The 23,425-nt window shown below is 68.9% G+C and carries 24 protein-coding genes; 3 read left to right on the forward strand and 21 right to left on the reverse strand.

Features of this window, described 5'->3' with window-relative positions; genetic code table 11:
- Positions 1-19: 19 nt before the first annotated feature.
- Complete coding sequence (locus tag ACPT94_RS06850; RefSeq protein WP_425245368.1) at positions 20-1,189, reverse strand: recombinase RecT; 1,170 nt, start codon at positions 1,187-1,189, stop codon at positions 20-22.
- 118 nt (positions 1,190-1,307) lie between these two features.
- Positions 1,308-1,664, reverse strand: coding sequence for a hypothetical protein (locus tag ACPT94_RS06855; protein ID WP_425245369.1), 357 nt, complete (start codon positions 1,662-1,664; stop codon positions 1,308-1,310).
- Between the two features lie 226 nt (positions 1,665-1,890).
- Between ACPT94_RS06855 and ACPT94_RS06860 the strand changes: the two genes are divergently transcribed.
- Together ACPT94_RS06860 and ACPT94_RS06865 are read left to right on the forward strand one after the other, a co-directional pair.
- A complete protein-coding gene (locus ACPT94_RS06860) occupies positions 1,891-3,432 on the forward strand; it encodes a restriction endonuclease fold toxin-2 domain-containing protein (protein ID WP_425245370.1) in 1,542 nt (513 codons plus the stop codon).
- A 36-nt stretch (positions 3,433-3,468) separates the two neighbouring features.
- On the forward strand, positions 3,469-3,915 hold the full coding sequence (locus tag ACPT94_RS06865) for a hypothetical protein (protein ID WP_425245371.1): 447 nt from the start codon (positions 3,469-3,471) through the stop codon (positions 3,913-3,915).
- Between the two features lie 81 nt (positions 3,916-3,996).
- On the opposite strand, the gene ACPT94_RS06870 is transcribed toward ACPT94_RS06865, so the two are convergent.
- On the reverse strand, positions 3,997-4,647 hold the full coding sequence (locus ACPT94_RS06870) for a hypothetical protein (protein WP_425245372.1): 651 nt from the start codon (positions 4,645-4,647) through the stop codon (positions 3,997-3,999).
- 309 nt (positions 4,648-4,956) lie between these two features.
- Between ACPT94_RS06870 and ACPT94_RS06875 the strand changes: the two genes are divergently transcribed.
- Positions 4,957-5,355: a DUF6416 domain-containing protein gene (locus ACPT94_RS06875; protein WP_425245373.1), complete on the forward strand. Its 399-nt coding sequence runs from the start codon at positions 4,957-4,959 to the stop codon at positions 5,353-5,355.
- 61 nt (positions 5,356-5,416) lie between these two features.
- Here the strand turns inward: ACPT94_RS06875 and ACPT94_RS06880 are convergent, their stop codons facing one another.
- From ACPT94_RS06880 to ACPT94_RS06965, 18 genes are all read right to left on the reverse strand, one after another.
- The gene (locus ACPT94_RS06880; RefSeq protein ID WP_425245374.1) at positions 5,417-5,662 is read right to left on the reverse strand and encodes a hypothetical protein; all 246 of its coding nucleotides are present in this window, start codon (positions 5,660-5,662) and stop codon (positions 5,417-5,419) included.
- A 17-nt stretch (positions 5,663-5,679) separates the two neighbouring features.
- Positions 5,680-5,946 (reverse strand): hypothetical protein, encoded by a 267-nt coding sequence (locus tag ACPT94_RS06885; RefSeq protein WP_425245375.1) that lies wholly within the window; start codon positions 5,944-5,946, stop codon positions 5,680-5,682.
- A 26-nt stretch (positions 5,947-5,972) separates the two neighbouring features.
- Positions 5,973-6,851, reverse strand: a complete 879-nt coding sequence (locus ACPT94_RS06890) for a peptidoglycan-binding protein (RefSeq protein WP_425245376.1) — start codon at positions 6,849-6,851, stop codon at positions 5,973-5,975.
- 214 nt (positions 6,852-7,065) lie between these two features.
- On the reverse strand, positions 7,066-7,857 hold the full coding sequence (locus ACPT94_RS06895) for a hypothetical protein (protein ID WP_425245377.1): 792 nt from the start codon (positions 7,855-7,857) through the stop codon (positions 7,066-7,068).
- 107 nt (positions 7,858-7,964) lie between these two features.
- A complete protein-coding gene (locus ACPT94_RS06900; RefSeq protein ID WP_425245378.1) occupies positions 7,965-10,340 on the reverse strand; it encodes a hypothetical protein in 2,376 nt (791 codons plus the stop codon).
- 5 nt (positions 10,341-10,345) lie between these two features.
- A complete protein-coding gene (locus tag ACPT94_RS06905; RefSeq protein ID WP_425245379.1) occupies positions 10,346-11,440 on the reverse strand; it encodes a hypothetical protein in 1,095 nt (364 codons plus the stop codon).
- Positions 11,441-11,449: 9 nt separating this feature from the next.
- Entirely contained in the window at positions 11,450-12,379 is a 930-nt protein-coding gene (locus ACPT94_RS06910; RefSeq protein ID WP_425245380.1) for a hypothetical protein, read from the reverse strand.
- 20 nt (positions 12,380-12,399) lie between these two features.
- Positions 12,400-13,296: a phage distal tail protein gene (locus ACPT94_RS06915; protein WP_425245381.1), complete on the reverse strand. Its 897-nt coding sequence runs from the start codon at positions 13,294-13,296 to the stop codon at positions 12,400-12,402.
- Positions 13,293-18,338: a phage tail tape measure protein gene (locus tag ACPT94_RS06920; protein ID WP_425245382.1), complete on the reverse strand. Its 5,046-nt coding sequence runs from the start codon at positions 18,336-18,338 to the stop codon at positions 13,293-13,295. Before ACPT94_RS06920 ends, ACPT94_RS06915 begins: the two co-directional genes overlap by 4 nt.
- A 9-nt stretch (positions 18,339-18,347) precedes the next feature.
- A complete protein-coding gene (locus ACPT94_RS06925) occupies positions 18,348-18,797 on the reverse strand; it encodes a hypothetical protein (protein WP_425245383.1) in 450 nt (149 codons plus the stop codon).
- The gene (locus ACPT94_RS06930; protein ID WP_425245384.1) at positions 18,731-19,267 is read right to left on the reverse strand and encodes a hypothetical protein; all 537 of its coding nucleotides are present in this window, start codon (positions 19,265-19,267) and stop codon (positions 18,731-18,733) included. Before ACPT94_RS06930 ends, ACPT94_RS06925 begins: the two co-directional genes overlap by 67 nt.
- Positions 19,267-19,794, reverse strand: coding sequence for a phage tail tube protein (locus ACPT94_RS06935; protein WP_425245385.1), 528 nt, complete (start codon positions 19,792-19,794; stop codon positions 19,267-19,269). The genes ACPT94_RS06930 and ACPT94_RS06935 overlap by 1 nt, the downstream gene beginning before the upstream one ends.
- Before the next feature lie 77 nt (positions 19,795-19,871).
- Complete coding sequence (locus tag ACPT94_RS06940) at positions 19,872-20,312, reverse strand: hypothetical protein (RefSeq protein WP_425245386.1); 441 nt, start codon at positions 20,310-20,312, stop codon at positions 19,872-19,874.
- Positions 20,309-20,740, reverse strand: a complete 432-nt coding sequence (locus tag ACPT94_RS06945; RefSeq protein WP_425245387.1) for an HK97 gp10 family phage protein — start codon at positions 20,738-20,740, stop codon at positions 20,309-20,311. The genes ACPT94_RS06940 and ACPT94_RS06945 overlap by 4 nt, the downstream gene beginning before the upstream one ends.
- Entirely contained in the window at positions 20,740-21,156 is a 417-nt protein-coding gene (locus tag ACPT94_RS06950; protein WP_425245388.1) for a DUF6093 family protein, read from the reverse strand. The genes ACPT94_RS06945 and ACPT94_RS06950 overlap by 1 nt, the downstream gene beginning before the upstream one ends.
- Complete coding sequence (locus ACPT94_RS06955) at positions 21,146-21,508, reverse strand: hypothetical protein (protein WP_425245389.1); 363 nt, start codon at positions 21,506-21,508, stop codon at positions 21,146-21,148. Before ACPT94_RS06955 ends, ACPT94_RS06950 begins: the two co-directional genes overlap by 11 nt.
- Before the next feature lie 738 nt (positions 21,509-22,246).
- A complete protein-coding gene (locus ACPT94_RS06960) occupies positions 22,247-22,486 on the reverse strand; it encodes a DUF397 domain-containing protein (RefSeq protein ID WP_425245390.1) in 240 nt (79 codons plus the stop codon).
- The gene (locus tag ACPT94_RS06965) at positions 22,486-23,364 is read right to left on the reverse strand and encodes a helix-turn-helix domain-containing protein (RefSeq protein WP_425245391.1); all 879 of its coding nucleotides are present in this window, start codon (positions 23,362-23,364) and stop codon (positions 22,486-22,488) included. Before ACPT94_RS06965 ends, ACPT94_RS06960 begins: the two co-directional genes overlap by 1 nt.
- Between the last annotated feature and the right edge of the window lie 61 nt (positions 23,365-23,425).

Raw genomic sequence — 23,425 nt, forward strand, 5'->3', positions numbered from 1 at the left:
CCTGACGGGCAGGAGAGGGCTACTGAGCTGTGGTGGCGTCGGCCTTGCTCGGGGAGGAGCCGCGGGGTGACGCTTTCTTCGCGGCGTTCTTCCGTGACGCCGTCTTCTTCGCCGCGGCCTTGCGGGGAGCCGCCTTCTTGGCCGGGGCGCGACGGCGCGTGGGCGGGGCCTCGGCCGACGGATCGGCGTCGGCGGAAGCGTCGCCACCGGTTTCACCGTCCGGCTGCAGCGTGCCGAGGAGGGCACGAAGCTGTTCGGTACTGGCGTCCTGGTAGGAGACGCCGAAGTCGTCGAAGCACCGCTCGTTGACGGTGTCGAAGACCATGCCCAGCCGGTCGGCCAGTCGCTGAACTTCCCGGCGGGCCTCGTCCAGTTCGGCGTGCGGGTCGGTAGGTGGCGGTGTCTCGTTCTCCCGCGCCGACACGGTGCTCGACGTCTCGTCGCCGTTTCCGGTTTCGAGGACTTCGGCTTCGACCACGTCTCCGGGCGAGGGAGCCTTTCCGGTCGGCTGGGACTTGCCGGGCTGCTCTGTCGTGTCGTTCTTCAGTCGTGCGGCGGCCGTCTGGACGCGCTCGCGGGACTCCGCCGCGTCGGCAGCGTGCATCTCCTCGTCGACATGCAGGCCGGACAGGTCCGCGGGACAGGCCCGGCGCAGGGCGAGGGCCTCCGCGACTTTGCTCAGCTGGCTGGCGGGCATCTGCGGCCACAGGCCACCCAGCTTGTACTCCTGGGCCTCGTAGTCCCACACCTTCGGCGCGTACTCCCGCCAGTGCGCGACGGCTGGGAAGCGGGAGTCGCCACGCCAGACGACGACCCGGCAGGCGGCCGGCGGTTCGTCACGCAGCCACACCGTGTGCTCGCCGCCCTCGGCGTCGTACCAGACGAAGTCCTCGTACGCGATGGACTGGCCGGCACGGTCGGCGGCCCGGCGCGCGATGAGCCGGTAGCCGTCGATGCCGGTCTGGATCGTCCAGCGGATCTCGCCGCGCGACTTGCGTTTGATCATGTAGATCTGCCGGCCGAACGGGTCGAGCCCCGACGCCTTGCAGTAGTGGAAGAAGATCCCCAGCTGCGCCGGACTGGCCTCCGCCAGATCCGGGAACGCAGCGCGCAGCGCGCGTAACTGCTGGTCCTCGAACGCCTTCTGGTCCTCGCGGATCGCGAGCCAGGTGACCGGAGTGTCGGCCACATCCCCTCCATGCATTGTGGTCCCCTTACCTGAACTCCAACTGTCACAACACATGTTGCGACCAATTGAAGTTAATCAAAATCTATTTCACCGAGTCCTGCGCGTCAAGTCTGAACTATCAGTTCTCGCCGGTTGTGCGCAGGCTGCGCAGCTGGAACACGCCCGCCCACTCCGGGTGGAGTGCGCAGAGAAGGCGCGCGTAGCGCGAGGTGAAGTCGTTGTTCAGTCGGAACGGCCTGTCGTGTGAGATCTCTGGTTGCGACCAGCGGAGCTGCTCGAAGAGTGCCTTGACGCCGATGCGTCCGCCGCCGGCCTCTATCCAGCGTGCCGTGAGGTCTTCCAGAGCTTCGAGTACCCAGGGGTGTGTGGCGTGGAAGTCCTCGAAGCGCTCGTCGATGGTGGGCTCGTCGTGAAGGTGGGCGTGGTCTGGTTCTGTCAACTCCAGCGGTAGCTCCGCCTGGTGGTGCGCGCGCATCACTTCCCCGGAAGGTCAATGTCTGTCACAACACATGTGGTCCACTACCTTAAACGTGACGGCATCGAAGTGTGCTGCCTGCGAGACGATTGGCCGGAGACGCGCGAGTGCTGCCGCGCCGCCGTCCTCCCGCGGCGGTCCGCGCGCCAACGTCACCACCCTCCGTATCAGCACCGTTCGCAATCTTGTACGGTGCCAAAGGCATCCGTAACGGCTCTGCGGGGGAATGTTGGATCTTCGGCATCAGACGGCGAACTTCGTCAACGCCTCCTGGTCGATGGTGGGGCTGCGTGACCTGATCTACGAGATGCTGAGCCTGCTGTTCACGGAACTGAGCGAGAACGGTGGCATGGCCGGCGACGGTGAGGCGGGCCGGGCCTTCGCCAAGGTGTACAAGGAAGCCGTCAAGACGGTGTTCGACAAGGCCGGCTTCGCTCACCAGGTCATGGCCAACGGTGCCGGCGCCCTGCTCAAGGCGTCGGAAGAATTCCTGAAGCGAGAGAGTAAGATCGCGGCAGTGCTCCTCGGGCAGAGCCCGCAGGGGCCGGGGATCGGTGCGCAGCCGACCGGCCCCGACTGCAACCCGCGGGCCAGCCACAACGCGGAGGACCTCCCCGAGGTTGTCGGTGAGACCAGCGGCGTCGACCAGTACCTGTTCAACGAGCGCTTCCTCGGGCAGCCGCAGAAACTCCGCACCGTGGCCAAGGCTTGGCGTGCGGCGTCTAAGATTCTCGAGGACGCGTACTGGGACTCCGACACCGCCTGGAAGACCGCGAACCTGGACCAGGTCGGTGAGACCGCGGACGCGGTCGAGGGCTTCTTCGAGAAGTTCGTCGGTAAGAACCCGCCGCCTGGTGAGGTCGGCGAGGACGAGACCCTCATGGCCAACCTCCCCGTGGCCTGCAAGATGATCGCCAACGCCTGTGACGCCTACGCCGATCACATAGAGACCGCCAAGCAGCGGCTGCCCATCGAGGAGACATCCCCCACCAGCGAGTTCCTCTGGCCGTGGGAGCAGCCCAGGTTCGGAGGAGACGGCCACGACGGCGGTCTGCACGAGCTCATCGCGGGAGACATGCGGATCGCGTCTCTGGGCAAGATCCCGGCCGCCCTGGACAGCTCCAAGTCACGCGTCCCCATGCCACAGCCGGACAACGACGGTTTCCTGCCCGGCGTACCCCCGTTCCTGGCTCCACTGATCCGTGTCCCGACCTTGGTCCCGGTCGCCTACCGTCCCGCCAACGGCCCCCGCGTTCAGCCCATTCCGCCCGCCACGCCACCCGACCCGCGCTTTCCACCGCTCACCGCCGGACAGCAGCAGGAGTTCCAGACCTGGCTGAACTCCCTGCGTCAAGGCGACGTCTCGGGTGGCAAGCCGGCCGAGGTCGCCTACCAGTTGCGCGTGGCCGGTTACCCCGAGTACGAGGTCCACATCCCAAAGGGGCACAGCGTGAACAACACGCTGATGGTGGACGGGTTCCGGAACCTCGACGGTATGGCCGTCGAGGCGAAGTACGTCAACAAGCCGAACCAGCGCTGCTACCGCTCCCTCGAGGAACTCCGCGAGAACCACGCGTCAGGAAAGAAGGACTTCCTCTACCGCTCGGACCGCGACGAGCTCAAGAAGTACGCGGCCGCGCTCAATGATCCGCGGAACACGGAGATGCGGGGAGTCGAGACCGTCACCAACAACCAGGAGTCAGTCCAGTACTGGCGCATCATGATGGCCGCCTATGGCGTCAAGGGCACCGCCCGCTACGTCCCCTGACACCGCCACCCGCCGCAGAGGAAGCACCGCACCACGATGGAACCGGAAGAGATCGCCGCACTCCGCACCATGTACATCTTCACCCCGCCGGACGGGCAGAGCTGGGGCCTGACCTACGAGGGCCTGGAAGCCGTGCTGCGTGAGCGGAACCCCGACGAGTTCATCCGTGTCGACGACGGCACCGACGGGCCCATTGGCGGGTCGTCGATGCACTTCGGGATCACCCTGGACGAGGAACAGCTGGAAGGCATGGCCCTGCTGTCCCCCGAAGGCGTGTCCGTCAAGGACTGCACCGCCCAGTCCGCGGCGACGTTCGTCCTCTGGCTCAGGAACAACGTCGTGCCGGCGGGCATGGCCGTCATGTTCAACACGGAGTGGGGTGCGGAGGCCGACCTACCCGACACCCTTGTCCCGGACGCCACCCGCCCGCGCATCACGGCCGCCTTCGTGGCGCACCTCGTGGAGACCGGGGACCTCGACTGAACCCAGTGATCGACAAGGTCGCCCGCTGTCGACCACGTCACTTCAAGGCGGCGTGACCGGGCGGCACGGCAGCAGGCCGTCCTACCGCTTGGGCCGCACGGTCATGGAGAACCCGGATTTCAGGAGTTCGGCAGCGAACGCGGCCACGTCCTCCACGGTGTGCTCACCTGGCGTGAAGGTGCGTGCCTCCGGAATCGGCGGGGGAGTCGGCCTCGGCTCCGCGGAGGGCTTCCGGCCGCGGGGTTTGATCTGCTCGCGCTCGCCCGCCCGGATCCGGTCGATGCCCTCCCGGACGGTGGCCCGTCCACGCTGCTCGGCATCCTCGAGCACGGTGTCCAGCAGCCACAGGGGCGAGCCGGAGATCATGGCGTCCTCGGCCGCGAAGCTCCTGCGGACCCGCCACTGGTAGACGTCCATGTACTTCTTGCCGAAGATCCAGGGAATTTCCTTCAGGCCGACGATGTCCGGCAGTTCCGCCGCGTCGTCGACCACGTACCCACCGTCGATGCCGGCTTCGTACTCCTTCAGTCGCTCCGGCAGGTAGTCACGCGTCCCGTCCTCGGCGAGACCGAGCACGGTCGGCAGCAGCCAGTACGGGTTCCCGGAGATGACAACGTCCGGCTCACCCAGCACGCCACGGGTCTTCCACAGCTGCGAGGTCTGTCGCTCCACGCCGTAGAGGGACGCGATCTCGGCGTGCCCCAGGAGATAGGGGAACCGCTTCTTCGCCACAGTGCTCCCCGGGACCGTTCGACTGCATAAAACTGACTTGATGCGTCAAGCATAGTTGCTGCGCGGACTGGCTGACGACGGACAACGGTCACGCCTGGGCGAAGCTCTGAGGGGTGTCGCTTGTCCGCCGTGGGCCGGCGCCCTAGGCTGGCGGTCTCTTTCCTTTGCGGAACGGCGCCCCGGGATCTGACTCGCACTCTGCCCGGGGCGCTGTCGCGTCCAGCCGGAAATGGGGCACAGCGGTCCCAGGTGAGCTTGGAGCGGGCAGAATGAAGCGCTCAAGGACGCGATGCTAAGGCGGATGTGACGGTGTATCTGACTGAGACTGATCCGCGCTGGGCCGAGCACTCTGGTGAAGAGGGGCACTACAGAGCTCCGGAATGGGGCCCGGAGGACTTGGAGCGCGCCGCGGTGTTCCTGGCTGAACTCGCGCCGCAGGCCCGGCGGCTGTTCGAGTACTTGCTGCGTAACCCTGGTCGGACGATCCACTGCACGGAGCTGGTGGACAAGGCTCTGGACGGGCCGAACGAGGTCGATCCGGCGCGCCGCGTGGCAGGTGTGCTGTCCGGCATGACCAAGGCACATGGCAACAGTGGGCGGCGTTACCCGTTCTACTGGTGGGAGGCCCCTGAGAGTAGCGCGGGCGCAACGTACGCGGTCCGCCCCTCGGTGGCGGCGGTGTTCCTGGCCACTCAGGTCGGGCAGTGACAGCGGGCACCGAGACCTAGTCGCTGACCTCTGTCTCTGGACCGCTCGTGCTCGGGTGCCGTCAGCGGCCGGTCGCTGACCAGACGGCAACGGCCAGGGCGGCGAGGCCGGTGAGTGTGCTGATGGTGGGAAGCGGCCAGCGGGTCCGTTCGAGGGTGGTGACGCGGGCGTCGAGTTCCTCGATCGCCTTGTCGATCTGGTCGGACCGCTGGACCAGGAGCGCGAGTTGGCCGTCGATGCGCGCCAGCCCGACCTCGAGGGCGCGGCGGAGTTCGGCGAGTTCCAAGGCGATCTCTCCGTCGGGCATGGCACCTGCTCCGTAGGTCAGTTGATGGAGGTGGAGGCCGGGTCGCTGCTGGCCGGGAGCCAGGACGCAGTACCGGCGCGACCGAGCAGGGAGCCGACGGCGCCCTTGACGACGGCGAGGCCGGCCGGGATCGCGGCGATGGCCGCCGACTGGAGCGCGGACAGGCTGACGACGTTGGTCGTGCCGGACGCGAGGAGGAGGGCGAGGAACGCCTCGACGTACGTGAGGACGGCGCGCTCGGCGATGTCGGCGAGCAGCTTCGGGGTGCTGGTGATGCTGGCCATGGGGGCGGTTCCTCTCGAGGCGTGGGTCAGGGCTTGGGGACACGGAGCTTGGCCCAGCTGGCCGGGCCCGGGATACCGTCGGCGTCGTCGCCGGAGTAGCCGAGCTTGCGCTGCCACGCGGCGTAGGAGCGGCGGTCGGCCTCGGTCCAGCTCGGGCCTGGGCCCTTGCTGTATCTGCCGCAGCCCTCGCCGACGAGCCGCTTGCCCATCGCGGTGATCAGGGCGGAGCGGCGGCCGGTGCGGAAGTAGTCGGAGCCGGGGAACGGGGCGTACTCCGGTTTGTTCTCCGTCGGCGGCTTGCTGCTCGGAGGCTTTCCGTCGAGGTACTTGGCGACTGCAGCGCGGAAGCCGTCCATCGAGATGCCGGCCGGGTCCGGCTTGCCGGGTTGCCATTCTTTGTGGCCGATCACCGACCGCTCGCTCCAGCCGTGGGCCTGGCACAGGGCCGCGCTGACCTTGTGCATGGCGTCGAGCTGGGCCTCCGGCCAGGTCTGGCCGCCGCCGGTGTTGATGCACTCGAAGCCGTAGAAGTGCGGGTTGCCGTCGGTGTTCGCCTCGTTGTCCGGCGGCAGGGGCTTCTCGGCGATGACGGCCTTGAGGACGCCGTCGTCACCGGAGCCGGCGTGGTTGGCGCGGCCGTAGCCAACGAGATGGACCGTGCCGGAGCGATCGATGACGCCGTGGCACAGCGGGCCGGGGAGGGAGGTGTAGCCGGTCCGACAGAGCTCCACCATGGCGGCCTCGGTGGAGTACGGGCCGGTGTGATGGATCATGACGCCGTGGACAGGGCCCCAGACGCCCTTGTGGTTGCGGTTGTGGGTGCGCCAGTTGCCGTGCTCGACGACGCGGACGCCGGATTTCTTCAGGACGGCGAGGAACTGGTCTGCGGACAGTGGCTGGGCCACGTCGGGACGCTTTCTCCCCCGCGCCTCCGTGAGCGCTGCTCACCAGGAGCCAACTGGCGGTCCCTCGGATTGCGGAGCCTGAGCGATGTCAGTCGAGGGCGGAGGGTCGCCCTGCACATCCATCCTATTCATGAGCACTGGTACCGGGAAGCAAGATCCGTCGACTTGGGTGGCAGACTCCACCAGTCTCCGAAGTGTTCACTTTGCGGAAGACTCAGCAATCCTCGAAAACTGGACCCCAGGTCAGCAAGATGCCGCTGGAGTCCGCGACTCCCTTCCATCGCGATTCTGTTGGCTGGCGCTCGAGGACCAGTACGGGACGGACCTTGTGTGATGTGTCCAAGTGCTGAAGCTGATGGGCATAGTCGAGGATCTGTCCAATGCCCAGGCGGATCTGCTGGTCCTCGTTGGTCTCGCTGAGACTCTTGACCTCTGCGATGAATACTTCGTCGTCACAGGCCCAGCCCGCATCGAACCGAGGGGCGTTGCGCGCATGGCCACGGACCTCGATACCACGTGCGCCAAGGTGGCGGATGAGAGCTGTCAACGTTGCCTCGTGGGCTTTTGTGCCTTCATCGAGGCGACTCAGATCGAGGGTGAGGGGGGTGGAATCGCGCTGGCCCACCGCGTGACGCTGAAGCGGCCCGCCGAGAACGCCATCTCCGGGCTGCGGCAGCACCAGTACCTTTTCGCTGCTGCCTTCGACGCACCGTAGCTCCCGGCATCGGGCTGGGTGTCCTGCGAGCAGGTCAGAGAAGCCGTCAGCGTCGACGACGCACACGTGATATCCGCGGTCTCGTTCCCATGCGGCCCGGACGAGCTTCTTGCTGTACTGCCGACGTGGGTCAGTAACGGCTTGGCTGGCGAGGTCGCCGTGTACGACGAGTGTGATCTTCCTGGAGAAGTCGTTCTTCCAGTCCGCGCCACGAAGTCCGGCGCGCTCCGCGCACCTGTCTCGTGTCGTCCATTCCCCATCAATCAGGACCTTGCCCGTGTAGCAGATCAACTGGTCCCGGAGTGTGCGGACCCAGCCGTCGCACCGGCCACCTCTCATACGCCCTCCCCTCGCCACCAGAGCATGCCGCATCACCACGAGGGGTCACCATGGGGTTGCTATTTGGTGTAGGTGACGCGCAGCTTCGGTGGGTACGTTTGCCCAACCCCTTGCGCGCGTCCGTAATAGGTTTTGTCCGAGTTGTTCGGGTCGAGCGCGATCCCGCGCCAGCTCGTCGAGTCGAACACCGCGGTGATGTCGACCCACTTGCCGACGTTCTTGCCCCAGGTGATCGTCTGCGCCTCGCTGTCGGAGCTGAATGTCGAGGGGCGGGAGGTGTGCTTGTGGGCCTTGATGACCGCCTTGCCGCCGCTGTTGTAGTACCAGTGGTCGAAGTAGAGGTAGACCTCGGCCTTCTGGATGGTGGCGCCGGAGAGGTCGGTGGCGAGGGCGGAGGGGAAGCCGATCAGGCTCGCCTGCGTGCCGTTGGTCGAGCTGTAGTAGCCCTGCAGGCACTTGTTGCCGTAGTAGGAGTTGTACGCGCCGCGGTTGGTGTAAGAGCCGGACCAGGTGGCCGCGTAGGTCTTGGTGTAGGTCTTCTTCGGCAGGGTCGCCGTGCCGCCGCCGGTGTTGTACTGGCCCGTTTCGGGGAGGTACGGGCCCACGTCCTCGATGTACATCAGGCCGGGGTGGTTGGAGCCGCCCAACAGGCGGACGGTCTGGCCGCTGGGGCCGTTCTGGCAGCGGAAGGTGATCAGGAGGCGGTGGAGGCCGGCGCCGAAGGCCGCTCCCGATCGGACGGTTTCCATGTGGATGCGGCTGTAGCCGGCCGTGGGCACGGGGAAGATCGCGGACTGGATCTGTGTGGAGGAGATCGTCGGGGTGCTCGCGCCGCCGTCCTTCAGGGCCAGGACGAGTTCGCCGCCGGCGGCCGAGGGATCGGCGTAGCAGTCCAGAACGACGCGGTACATGCGGCTGGTATCGGCGTCGAACGAGAGCTCGACGTAGCCGTAGTCGGTGGTGCCCGCCGACACGGAGGTGGTTTGGTGGTCGATGGCGACCAGGCCGCGGGCGAAGCCGGACAGGTAGGTCTCGATGGGGTCCCCGGCGATGGTGAGCCGCCCCGCGACCGCGAGGTCCGCGACGCCGGTATTGCCGTCCTGGTCGATGGTGGCGACGGCCGTCCCGTCGTTCGTCAGGGTGAGGTAGTTGGGAGAGCCGGTGGTCAGGGATACGGCCTCGTCACCGGACTCGTCGTACAGGCGAAGCCCCTGGGGTGAGAGTTCGGCGCGTGCTCCGGTGCCCGGGGTGGTGAGGAGCGATCGGCACTCGAGGTTGTCGAAGTAGACCCGGCCGGTGGCGGTGGTGTCGCCGGTGGCGTCGACGCCGACGCGCACGTTGCCCAGGGACGTGCCGGCCGGGATGGTGACGATCTTCGAGACGCGTTGCCAGGTGCCGTCGGTGACCGGGGCTGACACGGTGACGCCGTCGGAGCCGAACCGGGTGCCGGCCTCGTCGTAGAAGCCGAGGTACAGCATGATCTTGCCGCCGGTGAAGTCGGTGGACGTTCTGTAGTCGGCGGCGACCCAGTACCTGTCGCCGGGCAGGACGGGTGAGGAAGCGTGCTGGAGCCATCGGTAGGTGCCCGCTCCCGCTGTGACACGCAGGCACTTGGCGGAGTTCTTGCCGCCGTCCTCGACGGCGAACTCCTCCTTGCCCACGATGTACGAGGCCACCAGGCCGGTCTCGTAGGAGGGATCACCCACCAGGTTGCCGGTCGTGCCGATCGCCAATCGGGACGCCGTCAGGGAGCCGGCGGCGATGTGGCGGGCCGTGAGGGTGTTCGTGGCGATCTCGTCGCCCGTGAGGGACAGCGCTTTGATCTCGCGGGCCGTGAGCGTCTTAGCCACGACCTTTTCCGCGGTCACCGAACCCTCGGCCAAGGCGGTTTCCGTGACGATCCCGTCCAGGACCGACTGGGCGACGACCGGTGCCGGGCCGACCGGGCCGCTCTGGGGGGAGGGGGCGGAGGAGGAGCCGGAGGTGTTGCGGGCGAGCAGGCGGACGTAGAGCGGCTGGTCGGCGGAGATGGTGAGGGTGCCGCCGAGTGGGGACTCGACGGTGCCGCGCAGTGTCGTCGGGCTGGGGGTGAACCCGTCCAGGGCGGAGGCGTGGATCTCGACGCGCGCGAAGTCCAGCGGTGCGGCGACGGCGTCGGCGAAGGTGCCCTCCCAGGTGGCGGCGATGCCGCCGAGCACGGGCACAGCGGTGGGCTGGCTCGGAGTGGGCGGAGGCGGAGCGTTGACGATGTTGACCGCTGTGGTCCCGTCCGGCTGCTGACCGATGACGGCGCGCAGGGAGCCGTTCTCGTCGTACACGTCCAGCGCGCCGTTCTCGAGCGAGGAGTAGGCGAGGCGGGAGGTGCGGGTCTGCTGGGTGAGACGGCGTTCCAGGGCGGCGATGCGGGCCGCAAGCTTCGTGAGGTCGTTAGCCATGGCGGTCAGCTCCCGTAGGTGAAGCGGTCGGCGCGGGCGAGGGTGAGGGTGACGCGTTCGGGGTCGTTGCCCTGGGGCGGGCAGAGGGTCCACGCGGTGATGCGGCACCAGCCGTCGTAGTCCGACCACTGGTCGTGGAGGGACACGCGGACGTCGTCGCCGATCTGCCAGCTGCCGACCGGGGCCGCCGGGTGGTCGAGGACCTGGATCTCTGTGACTTCGCCGAGGATCTGGCGGGCGGTGCGTTCGGTGCGGGCCCGGGCGGCCAGGCGGTCGTTGGCCTTCTCGGTGGGGACTTCGAGGACATGTTCCAGGCGGAGGCGGCCGTTGCGGACCGCGTCGACGGCGCGGCGCCGGCTGCGGCCCTCTCCCGCGCCGAGGGCGATGACGACCCGGGCGTACTCGTCGGCGTCGTAGGCCACCGGGACAGTGGTGGCGACGTTGATGCCCGAGGTGAAGGAGATGTCGGTGCGGCGGGTGCCGAGGCGGGGCCAGCCGAGGCGGATACGGCCGCCGGGGCGGCCTTCGGCGGTCCAGTCGGTGGCCTCGGTCCACTCCGGCCCGCCGTCGACCTTCGTCATGTCGTCGACGACCTCGCCGAGCACCGGGGCTTCCCACCATTCGGTGGCGTACGGCTCGGCCGGGGTGCCGGCCCTGGCCCCGCTGGTGGTGGCGTCCACCGCCACGGCGAGGTCGCCGTCAGGCTGGGACTGGGCGTAGGCCCAGACGTCGCGAATTACCCGGCAGGGATCGGCGTCGGTGTACGGGCCGCGACCGCCCAGGTTGCCGTGGACGTCGTGGCGGCGGTGCAGGTAGCTGCCCCACCCGGCGGCCTCGACGGGGTACGCGGCGCCCTCCGGCTCCGCCCGCCAGACGATGCCGCCCCACAGCAGGGTGCCGTTCCGCTCGGCGGTGAGTAGCGTGTTGCCGGGGTCCAGCTGGGTCGGGAGGAGATGGGCGAAGCGCGGCTCCAGGCGGCCCGAGAAGTCGCCAGTCGCATTGAGAGACAGGCCGAACTCCACCTCGGACAGCGGTAGGTCGGTGGCCAGCGACTCGCCGGTCAGGGCGTCCCAGCTGCGGTAGCGGTACGACGTCGTCATCGCCCGGCCTCACCGCACGCCTTCGGTGAACTCGACGTCCGCGATCAGGGACGTAGCCGTGTCGACGCCCAGATCGCCCGACTCGCTCTTCGACGGCTGGGTGCGGACGTACAGGTCCTGGGTGGTGCCGCGGAGAGCCGCCGAGACGTTGATCGTGTCGGCCAGCACGACGGTGTTGCGGCGGGTGTTCGCGCCCTGGTCGTCGTCGATGGCGACGGCTTGCCCGTAGCTGGTTCCCAGGACCGTCTGCATGTTGGCGAACACGTCGGCCCGGGACAGTCGCAGACCCGCGAGAGTCACCACCAGCTTCGCGGTCACCGCCCAGGTAGGGATCGGCACCTTCCAGCGAGCGGCTGCCGGCCAGTTGTACCACTGGCCGTTCTGCGGGGTGAGACTGCTCAGCGAGCCGGGATACGCGGTGTACAGGGTCCGCTCACGGCGTGGGTTCGCGATCTGCCGCAGGTCCTTGATCATCGAGTCGGTGATGACCGCGGTGTTGGCGGGGATGTCGACGCGGGCGAGCGGGACTGCGGTCATGCCGGAGGGCACGGTGGTCGCTGTGGCCGACACGTTGCTGATCACGTGGAAGTACCCGATCTCGTCGGTCTCCGGATCGCGCGTGCCTTCGTACTCGGGGTCCTCCACCCGAAGGCAGACCAGGTCCGACCGGGCGTTCGCTCCCGTGGGCGCGATGGGGACCACGGCCTCGCCCACGTTGTACTGCGTGTACGAGCCCTGCCCCCATGCCGCACCGCGGATCACCGCCGAGCCGTCCACCACCCGCACGCCGGTGCCGGGCGTGGACAGCTGGCTGACCTTCAGGTCGTCGCCCTCGGTGACACCCTGCGAGCTGCGGGCGAGGTCGCGGACCATCATGCGGAAGGCTCGGGCGGCGTGCGTGCCGCCGTGAGTGAGCAACGGTGGGTTGATCAGGGTCACGTACGTACTCCTCGTGTGGGCTACAGGGCGGCGTAGGCCGCGCGCCAGGTCACGGCCAGTCGTGTGGCGTTGGTGTGGTCGCGGGCGGTCCACCAGATCTCCGTGGTGCCGGGCGGGATGACGAAGGTGTCCAGCCGCGACGCGGGGGAGAGCGCGGGGGAGAGGTTGCCGGTGCCGTTGCGGAGGATCCAACGGGTGCCGGGCCGGGTCTCGATGTCGACGTGCTCGCCGCTCCGCAGCGCGACGGACAGCTCGATGACGTCGCCCGACTCGACGTGACGGATGCGCGGGTTGACGCACGGGCCGGTGATACGGAGCGAAGGCCAGGCGGGGAGGTCGCCGTCGTTGCGTACCCATCCGCGGCGTTCGTCGGGGATGGCGACGCCGGTTGTCAGCGGGGCGACGAGCGGGGCGCGGAAGCCGCCCAGGCCGTCGGCGGACAGGGCGAGGGTGAGCGCGGAGGCGTCGTCGGCGTGGAAACGCGGGTCGAGTGCCGCGAACTCCAGGTCGAGCGGGATCCAGCCGTGCAGCATTTTCGCGGTGCTCGTGGCCTCCACCCGGCGCAGACGGCCGTAGAGGCGGCGCGTCGTACGGCCCGGAAAGCGCAGGCGCAGCACGGACTGGGCGCCGGTGCCCGTCCGGACGGCGGGATCGTCGGCGGCGCGGTGGAGCCGGCCCAGCACGTCGAGAGCGGCCGCTGGGTTGCCGGCGGTGCGGATGCCCGCCTCGATACGGATTGTCCGTACGCTGTAGAGGTCGACGCCGGGGAACGCGCCATCCCCGACTGGATTATCCACATCCTGTGTACGAAGTTCGGGGATGCCGAGACCTTCGACTTCGCTCACCAGGACGTCGGTTCCGGCACCGATGAGGACCCCGGCGATCTCGATCTGCCACTCGGCGAGTTCCGCCGTCAAAGCCTGGCTCCCCTCTGCGCGTTGCGGAGGCGGCGCATGACCTCGGCGCCGATCTGCTGTGGAGTGGCCTGAGCCGACGACACGGTGACCGGCATGGTGCCGATCAGCGGCTGCCGCTCCCGTACGACGACGACCTGAACGGATCCGGCCGGGCGGGCGTCAACCGTGTGGACTGGGCCGAAAGGCCCTGCCTCCGGGGTGAGTTGGAGACCGAAGCGCCGCGCCACGTCGGCGAGTACCGCCGTCGCCGCGGTGCGCTTGGCGGAGGCGAGTGGGATGAACGCCTCCCCACCCGTACTCGCCTCCGCGAACTTGATCAGGGCGGTGGGCGAGGAGTAGACGCCGGGCTCCCAGACGCCACCGTTCGCGTAGGCCAGTCCCCTGGTCGCCTTGGCCAGGTCGTCGAGGAACTGCGTCGCGCGGGAGCCGAGGGCGGACTGGATGCGGGACTTGCCGAGGCTGCCGACCTCGATGACGCGGTCCTCCTCCAGGCCGGTGGTGTCGGCGACCTTGTGGATGCCCGTGCTGCTCGACTTGATCGCGCTGATGATGTCGAGCAGGTCGGCGAGGTCCTCGGCCGCGAGCGTTTTATCGGCCGCCTTCGCCGCGTCGTCGGCCTTCTTCGCTTTCTTTTTGTCCTTCACCGCCTCGGCGGCCAGGTCCTCCGCGGCTTCGTCGCCCTGTTCGGCGAGCCTCGCGGCGAAGTCCCCGTAGCCGAGGGCGGCGAGCTTGGCCAGGTTCTGCTCGAAGGTGCTCTGGTCCTTCACGGCCTGCTTGAGCTGGGCGGTGAAGTCGTTCAGGGACGTCTTCGCGACCAGGCCGAGTCGCTCCAGGTCGGAGGCCATCTCCTTGAGGTACTTCGACGAGCCGGTGGCCATCTTGTGGGTCAGCTCGATGCCGTCCTCGCCCATGGCCTCGAGCGCGTCGGCCACGTCCTGGCCCGCGCGGCGGGCGACGGTCCGCAGGTCCCGGCGCCACCGCTCGGTCCTCTTCACCGCCTTGTCGAGGTTCTTCTCGAACCTCGACAGGTCGAAGATCTCGACCTCCTTGCCCTTCCGCTTCACGGTGCGCATGGAGTCTGACCGGATCGTCGACACCGAGATCAGTTCGCTCCCGCCGGAGGCGCTGTAGGACCAGTCGGACAGGCCGCCGCCCGCATACCAGGTGACGTCACCGCCGAAGCGCCGGACGACCTCCTCGACGATGGCCTTGCTGCGGGGTCGCTTGCTCACGGCGAGCGGCACGTACGCCTCGCCCTGTGTCTCCGGCTCGGCCCACACCCGCCAGGAGCCGGCGGGGGCGATCTGCGCGACGTGGTTCTCATGCCGCACGCCGCCGTTGGCGAAGTAGTCGACGACCGCGCCGTCGGCGCGGGCCTGGACGGCGTCGGGTACGCCGTTGCCGTCCCGGTCCCAGGCCGTTGCCTTGAGGAAGACGCCCACACCGACGGTTGTCCCGGTGATGTTGTTGATCGCGCCCTGGATGGTGCCGAGGGCGGTCAGTGGCGGCTGGACGGGGACGGTGACCTCGGCCTTGCCGTTCGGCATGTTCTGAACCTTGAAACCGAGGTCCTCAAGCGCTTTACGAGCGGCGGCCGTCGGCGCGCTGATGGTCACGCTCTTGGCGTTCGGTGTCTTGATCAGCTGGGTCTCCAGAGCCTTGAGGCTGGCGAGCGCGCCGACCGTCGCGGCGTCGACCTTCACTGTCTTGTGGCCGGGAGTGGCGCTGAGCTGGTCGATGAGCGCCTGGAGCGCGCCACGGGCGTCCTTCGTCGGCGCCGTGATCCTGATCTGGCGGGTGCCCGGGATGGTCTCGACCTTGAAGCCGAGGTCCCTGAGGTCCTTCTGCGCCTCCGCGCTGAGGGAGTCCACCTGGATCGTCGCCTTCTTCGGGACGCGGTCGAACTCGGCCTGCACGGCGAGGAGATCGGCCAACGCGGAGTTCATGCCCTCGGTCTCCAGGAGGAGCGAGACCTTCGACGGCAGCAGACCGAGGCTGTCGGCCACAGCCTCGGCCTGCGCGCGCGTCAGCCCGTAGCCCTGGGCCGCCTCGACCGCGGCCGCCCTCGCCTTCGTCATCTGTGCGCGGGCGGCGGACAGCGACTCGGTGAGCGGCCGGCCGTTCTGCTGGGCGAGGGCGTACGCGGAGATGGACGCGTCGGCGGCGGCGTCGCTCAGGGAGGTAAGCGACTGGTAGAGCTGTTGGCCGTTGCGGGTGGCGGTGTTCAGGGTGCCGTTGTTGTTCAGCAGGGCCTTGCCGTAGCCGTCGGCCTTGTCGATCCCGTCGGCCAGGGCCTCGTTCACGTCGAGGACGGCGTTGTTGACGCGGGCCTCGGCGGCCTGGAGGGAGATGCTGCCGCCGGAGAGGAGGTCGAGGGCGTCCTTGAGAGCGCGGGTACGGGTGTCGGCGTCCGCGGTGGTGTCCGCGAGTTCGCCGACCGCGGTCTTCAAGCGGTCGTACGCGCTCGTACCGGCCTTCGCGTCGCTGCTGGCGTCGGCGAGGCGCTCGGCGTTCTTCAGGCTCTCGGCCATCTCGCCCTTGACCTCACCGAGGGCATCGGCGGCGATCTTGGCCTTCAGGCCGGTGTCGGTGTAGGTCTTCGCGGCGCCGCCCTGCGTGGCGATCCACTTGACGTTCGCCTCGGCGGTCGCGTTCAGCTCCGTCTGCAGGTCTTCCAGCGACTGGCCCTGTCCCAGGTAGACGTCGGTGAGCTCGCGCATGGAGACGCCGGCGCTCTCCATGACGTCGACGAGCTTCTCCTTGCCGTCACGGACCTTGGTGTCGAGCAGGGTCTGGGCCGCGACCCGGCGCACGTTGTCGTCGACGACGCCATTGGACTCGCGCAGGACGTCGGTGAGCGTGCTCACCCGCTGCTCGTGTTCGGCCGCCGCCTGGGCGGCCTTCCGCTGGTGGCTGGCGAGAAGCCCGAGACCGAAGGTCGCGGCGACCATGGCGGCACCCCACGGCCCGCCCATGAACGCCACCAGCCCACGGCCGGCACCGAGGAGCCCCGCCCCGGCCGCACGGGCCACGCCGCTGAGTGTGCCGGCGAAACCGGACGTCGGGCCCTGGGCGCTGCGGAAGGCGGCCGCCATCTGACCCACCACGGGAATCCGCGTCTGCATCACCGCGAACGCCGCTCCGTAGCGCGACAGGGACGCCCCGGCCCGGGCGGCCAGGTTCTGCTGCACCCGCATCTGCGCGCCGAAGCCCCGCCAGGCGCCGGTCAGCCGACCGCTCACCGTCGAGGCGAGCCCTCCCAGTACCGGCGTGAGGCGCCGGGCGAGGAACATCGCGGCGATCGCCGTCTGCACAGGACCGGGAAGCGACCCGAACGCCCGCACCAGGGACCCGACCACCTCACCGACCGGGACGAGTACGGCGGACAGCCCGGCGACCGCGGACATGGCGAGGTCCGCGGTCGTGACGAGGACGTCGAGGCTGGTACTGGCCCCGCCGGCCTCGTCGCCGAGCAGGCCGAGCGCGGAGGCGACCGGTGCGGCGCCCTCGGCGGCGTTGCCGAGGACCTCGCCGAGGGAGCGGGCCGCGTTGACGAGGAGGTTCAGTCCGGCGGCCAGGCCGTGCTCGCCGAGGGCCTGGAGCGGGCCGAGGAGTTGTTCGGCCTCGTCGACCAGTTCACCGAGACCGCTGCGTGCGCTGTCCCCGAGTTCCGGGCCGTACAGGGTGGCCAGGTCGCGCCCGTACTCGATGGCGGCGACGAGGTACGGGGTCGCGCCGGACATGCCGCGCGTCAGGAGCCGGGTGACGTACTCCAGGCCCGGGGCCATCGCGTCGTACAGCGCGAGCCCCGTCTGCCGGGTCTGCTTCCGCAGCAGCGTCATCGCGCCCGCGAGCCCCTGGCCACGGGCGGCGGTGATCTGCGCGGCCGCGCCGGTCTCCCGTACGGCGAGGTTGAGCGCGTCGAAGGACTCGGTGCCCTGGTGGGCCAGCGCGATGGCGCCCGACATGGCGGGCTTGCCCATCGCCTTCTTCACCGCGGCGGTGAAATCCTGCTGGGACATCTCGTGCTGGGCGTGGCTCAGCTCTTCGATGACGTACCGCAGGCCCTTGAACCGGCCCTGTGCGTCCCACGCTTCGATACCCAGGGCCTCCAGGCCGTCGCGCATCTCCTTGGTGGGCGCGGCGAGGTTGGCCATCATGCCGCGCAGCGCGGTACCGGCGGTCTGCCCGAGGATGCCGGCCTTGCCGAGCATGCCGACCGCGCTGGCTGCGTCCTCCATGCTCACGCCGAGGCCGGCGGCGACCGGCCCGGCGTACCGCATCGCGTAATAGATGTCGATGATGCCGCCGGACGCGTTGTTCGCGGTGGCGGCCAGGATGTCGGAGGCGCGGGCGGCCTGGTCGGCGCCGAGGCCGAACTGGTCCATGATGTCGCCGAGGTAGCGAGCCGAGTCGGCCGCGTTGACGCCGGCGGCGGAGGCCAGCTGGAGCGAGGCACGGGTGGCACTGATGGCCTGGTCGGTTCGGAAGCCCGCCTTGGCGAGCTCGACCATCGCCTCGGCGGCGTCGGCCGCGGTGGTGGTCGGGAGGGTGAGGTCGTTGCCGAGCTGATTGGCCATCCAGGCGGCGCGCTGCATCTGACCGGCGGTGGCCCCAGTCACCGCCTGGAAGATGTTCATCTGCCGCTGGTAGCGGTTGCCCTCCTCGACGAGCTGGCCGGTGCCGAGGACAAGGGCGCCCCCGGCGAGGAGGCGGGTGAGGGCGGTGGCCTGGCGGCCGACGCTCCTGAGGGAACGCTCCAGAGTGCCGGCGTCGTCGCCCGCCCGACGCAGGCCGCGGCCGGCCTGGCCGCCGCGTGCGCTGAGGGTGCCGAGTCGGGTGGCGGTGGTACGGGCTTGGGCGCCGAGAGTGTTGATCTGCCGAGCGGTGCGCCGGGTGGAGGCGTCCAGTGTGTCGAGACGGCGGTCGAGTTCGCGGCTGCGGCGGCCCAGGTCCTGGGCGGCGTCGGCGGCCGAACGCAGGCCGGAGATCAGGCTGCTGGCCTGTGCCGTCAGCTGGACGGTGAGGTTGTACGTCGCCATCCTGCCGACTCACCGTCCGTTCGCCGGGGCGGGTTGCCCGGACGGACCACCGCGCTGCAGCGCCTCGTAGGCCGGTCGGGGCAGGAGTGTGATCTTGATGCCGTAACTGGCCCGCCCCTCAGGGACTTGGTCGCGCTCCTGGGCGATCAGCTCGCAGCCCGGGCAGCGCACGGTGTCCGTGACGTACGCGTGCCGGTGCCCACCCTCGGCCGGGTTCCACTCGTCGAGCCGGGTACGGCAGTCCGGGCACACGGTGCGCTGCCACTGCTGCCAGGCCAGGGCCTTGGCCCGGTCCAGGTCGCTCCAGCGGCCGTCCCCGCCGAGGAACTGCGAGTGCGGGATGCCGTACTGCTCGCACAGCTCCAGCTCGGCCCGCAGCCGCGGGTCGGCCTTCAGCCTTTTCCCAGATCGGCCCGGTCGGTACGGACCTCCTGCTGCACCTCCCAGGCGGTCTCCCACAGGGCGTTCGCGTCCGGGGCCGACCACGCGTCGAGCAGCTCGCGGGCCTCGGCCTCGGTCATGCCGTCGGTGGACGACGCCGCGATGAGCGCGGCCGGGAAGGTGTCGGGATTGAACGCCGCCCCGTCGGCCGCCTGCTCGTCGGTGGGCGGATGGGCGTGGAGGAGCTCCTCGAGTACCGGGCGCGGAAGGGCGCGGAAGGTGAGGTAGATCGAGGCCGCGCGCAGAGCCCTGGTCGCGGCGTCGTACCGTCGACCCGTCTCCGCCGCCCGCTCGGCGAGGATGCTGTTGTCCGCGTCGCTCTCGGCCAGGATCCGCGCCCGGTCGGCGGCTCGCCTGGCCTCGTCGTACTCTGCCCGCAGCGCTGCGTCGTCGCAGATCTGCAGAACGCGCTCTGGCAGCGAGCGGCGGCGCAGCCGCTCCATCTTCTCCTCCCAGGTCACCGTGTCCTGAGCCTTGTTGGGGGCCATCAGCTGCCTCCGGAGGAGGAGGAAGAGGACGAAGACGAGGTGGAGGCGGCGGCCGGGACGGCGGCGTCGAGCGTCGGCGGGGAGGTGATGGAGAAGACGGCCTGGAACTTCGCGGCCTCGTTGCCGGCGTTGTACTGCGCGGTGCGAGAGGCCACCTGGACCGGGAAGGTGTCCATCGACTTCGACCCGGGGATGTCGCCCTTGCGCAGGAAGACGACGAAGCCGACGGCGCCCTTGGGCAGCAGGGTCTCGATGGTGTCGCTGAGCTGGTCCTCGTAGAAGGTGATCGAGGAGTTGTCGGCCTTGTCGTTGCCGGGGATCGAGGACGAGAAGGTCGAGGCCATGTCCGGCGTCTCGATCGCCTCGTTCGTCAGCGACCAGCCGTCGACGTCGCTGATCGCCTCGGTCAGGTCGGTGGCGTTCGGTGCGGCGAGCTCGGAACGCGTCGGGATCTGGGACTCGGCGGCGACCTTCTTGAGCCAGTAGATCCTGGTGATGCCGCGCCGCATGAAGCGCTGCTGAGCCACGGAGGCACTCCTGGACGGGTGCTGCGCCGGGCGCGACGGCCGGGCGTCCGCGTGGCTCCGCGGTGAGGTGTAGAAGATCAGGCGGCAGGCGTCACGGTGATCGTGAACCGCTGCACGTAGGTAACGATACCGCCCTGCGAGCCGTCAACCGGCTCCCCGGCGGCGTCGTACGTCAACTCCCGATCGATGACCCGCATTCCGGCGACGGGGATGCGCGTACGCCAGCCGTTCGGCGTGCGATCGAAGAGCACGGCACGGACGCGGTCGCCGAGCCACTGCACCTGATCGGCGCGTTCACCGACGCTGGTCGCCTGGTACGTCCACCCGGCGTCGGCGTGCCAGTCGGCGAACACCGGCCCGGAGAACTCACCGGGCAGACTGTCGAGCACCAGGTACGGGAACGCCGAGGGCTGCCCGTCCGCCGTTCGCGGCAGTACGCCGAGCCCGCACGGCCGTCCGGTGCCAGCGGCCAGCACGTCCACGAGCGCCCGCGTCAGCGGCAGCCGTGGTGGACTCATCGCGGCAGCACCCCGGTACGCAGTGCCTCCAGGAACACGGGCTCGGTCTGCCGGAAGGCCGGCTCGATGTGCGGGTACGGCGGCTGACGGTAGTGACGCCCCAGCCGGTCGACGCCGACGAAGCCGTACTCCAGCCGCCTGGACTGAGGCGCGTCCGTGAACACCTCGGCGCTCACGAGCCCTCCGGAGACGGTCACCTTCACGTCCCAGGACGCCCGGTACCGCCCCGTGATGACGTTGGGACCCGGCCGCCCCGAGGCGTTCCGCTGGATGCGGACACGCAGGAGCATGGCATGGTGCCGGGTGATCGCCCGAGTCCGGGCACGCACCGCCGACCCCATCCCCGACAGCGCGGCCGCCAGCTGGATCGGATCCCGGAAGGCGGTCGCGTGGGGGTGGGCGTTGGGATGCGGGTTCATGACCGCCATCAGTTGATCACCTCCAGCCGTACGACGCGTACCACCACGTACGTGCCGACCGAGACCTCCGCCACCCGGAACCGCTTGCCGACCAGTTGCTTGTCGCGAGCGGAACGGGAAACGCCGAGCACGTCATCGACCGCCACCGGCGGTGCGGACAGAGGCAGGAGCGCCTGGTACGCGGTCGAGGCGGGCAGCGAGGCGGCCGCACCGTCCAAAGGCGGAACGTACGAGAGCTGCCCCGGACGCACGATCGCCCCCCGTCCCTCCCACAGCGGGACTGTCGCCTGGCCGCGCGTCCGCAACGTCCCAGTCTCCTCGTCCAGTTCGTCACCCGACTCGCCATCCACGTCACGCCACAGCCGCAGTTGGTCGTCGAGCAACCCCTCCACGACCCGTCGGACGCCTGACAGATCAAGTGCCACGAGCCCACTCCGCCAACTGCCGCAGCACCGCGGCGGTACCACCACCCGGCACGTTCTCCAGGTCCATGCGAGCGAGGGCCGCCCGTTCGACCTCCAGGGGGTCCAGCGCCTCCAGAAAGGCCGCCGCCGAGGGCCCGGAAGCGGGAGACGTCCCGACCTGCACACGGGCGAGGAGGTCGAGTTCAGCGGGCCACGAGCTGGTTGGCGACAAGCGCAGTACGACCTGGGGCAGTTCGTGCTGAGCAGCGTGCAGATCCACGGCGGTGACGTGCTCGCTCACGTCGCGTCCGTCGACAGCGACGGCGTACGAGCGGCCGTCGAAGCGAAGTTTGAAGCGGTTCGGTGTCGTCACCGGCGGAGCCTAAACCCTTGGCCGCTTGTCGCAGGCCAAGGGCTGGTGGTCTCTACGAGGCAGCACTGGCGATCAAACTCGATGGACGATCGGAATCTTTTCGGTGCTTAAGGGTGGTGTGCCCCAAGTCGCTTCCTGCATAATCCGGACATCGGATCCGTCCACGCGAATCCGAGAGCGCCGGCTTATCCGGCGCCGGTGCTAAGTCAATAGTGGACTGGGACTCAGGTGTTTAGACTACGGAGGACCCTCCGCAGGGTCGCTGTGTTCGTGCAGCCTCTGCGTTCCGCGATCTTCAGGACGCGGACGCAGCGCCCCAACTTCCCGACACCTACCGTCGACCACGGTCAGCTCTCAGCGGAGCCTGCATGGTTTACATGCCTCCGAAAGGCGCAGGTTGTGGCAGCGCTCCTCGCGGCGCTGGTGACCGGCGTTTCGAAGGTGGACGAGAATTGCAGCCACCCGCACTCACTGCCTGCCGCGCAGGTCATGTGTGAGCTGCTCGGGGCTCATCAGCCATCCACCACGGTGGTGGCTCCTCGGAATCCTGAGAAGGTCATCGACGGTATGCAGTCCCTCAGCGACCGAGTAGTCGGAAGCTAGGGACGGCCCGCACCCGCGCCAGTGCGGGTCGTTTTTCTCTTCAGGGAGCGGCTCGATCGTCCAGGCTTCACCGAATCGGTGATAGCTGTGGCCAGACGCGTGACACCGCGTTACGGAAATCGATTGCTCCGTGCATCAATGAGTCGGCCCGCGATTTGTTCCCCATACGATTTCGTCGATCAGCGCGTGCATGGCGAGCCGTGAGAAAAGCAGCGGCTGGAGTGCGATGTTCTTGGAGTCGCGCACCGCGACGAACTCATCCAGTTCCGCGATCTCCACACAGTCGTTCGCACCCCCGCTGTACGAGCTCCTGCGCCACCGCGCGTGTGCGAGATCGGCGTCGTACAACGGTTCGTTCGTGCGGCGCGTGCTCACTACTCGAGCTCCTTGCTGATCTCAGTGATTCGGGTGCGGGTCTCCGACGGGCTGAGGGCGCAGGCCCTCAACTGGTCGAAGATCTCCGTGTAGTTGTCCAGGTCCTCGGCGGACTCCAGGTACACCGAGTTCTTGGGGTTCTCCAGCCACACCAGGTTGGGAGTGGGGTCGGGGAAGGTGAGGATGACGAAGGGACCGTACAGCCCGGGATGCGCGCCGAGCGAGAACGGCAGAAGCTGAACGGTGATGTTCGGCTGCTCACTCGCCTCGACCAGCCTCCGCATCTGTTCGCGCATCACCTCCACGGAACCGACCGTCCTGCGCAACACGGACTCGTCGAGGATCGCCCAGAGTTTGGCGGGCTGGTCGCCGGCCAGGCGGTTGTTCTGCCTCTCCATGCGGACCTTGACCAGTGACTCGACCTGCGGCGGAGTCAGATCCATCCGCATCTGTGTGATCACGGCGCGTGCGTAGTCCTCGGTCTGCAGCAGACCCGGTACGAGCATCGGCTGGTAGTTGGCGAGGTACGTCGCGCCGGCCTCCAGCGCGAGGTACCCGTCGTAACGGGTCGCGGTCAGCACCGTCGAGTACTTCCGCCACCAGGGCTTCTGCTGCTCCTTGTCCGCCCGCACAAGGTCCAGCACGTCGTCCCGCTGGGCCGTGTCCTCGACGCCGTACAGGTCCAGGAGCGCCCGTACGAGGACCGGAGTCGTGCCGCGCTCCCCGTTCTCGATGCGGCTTAGCGAGCTCTGGTTGACCTCGAGCTGATCGGCGACCTCGGTGAGGGTGAGCCCGGCTGCGTCGCGCAGCTCCTTCAGCCGGGCCGCGAGCTGTCGCCGGTACACGGACTGCGGGACCAGGCTTCTCTTCAAGGCCATGCCGAAAGTCTCTCCGTACCGGCGACGCCTCTACAACCCATACGGGTCAACTTCTCAAGAC

Source organism: Streptomyces aurantiaciflavus, from assembly GCF_049808595.1.
Classification (GTDB): Bacteria; Actinomycetota; Actinomycetes; order Streptomycetales; family Streptomycetaceae; genus Streptomyces.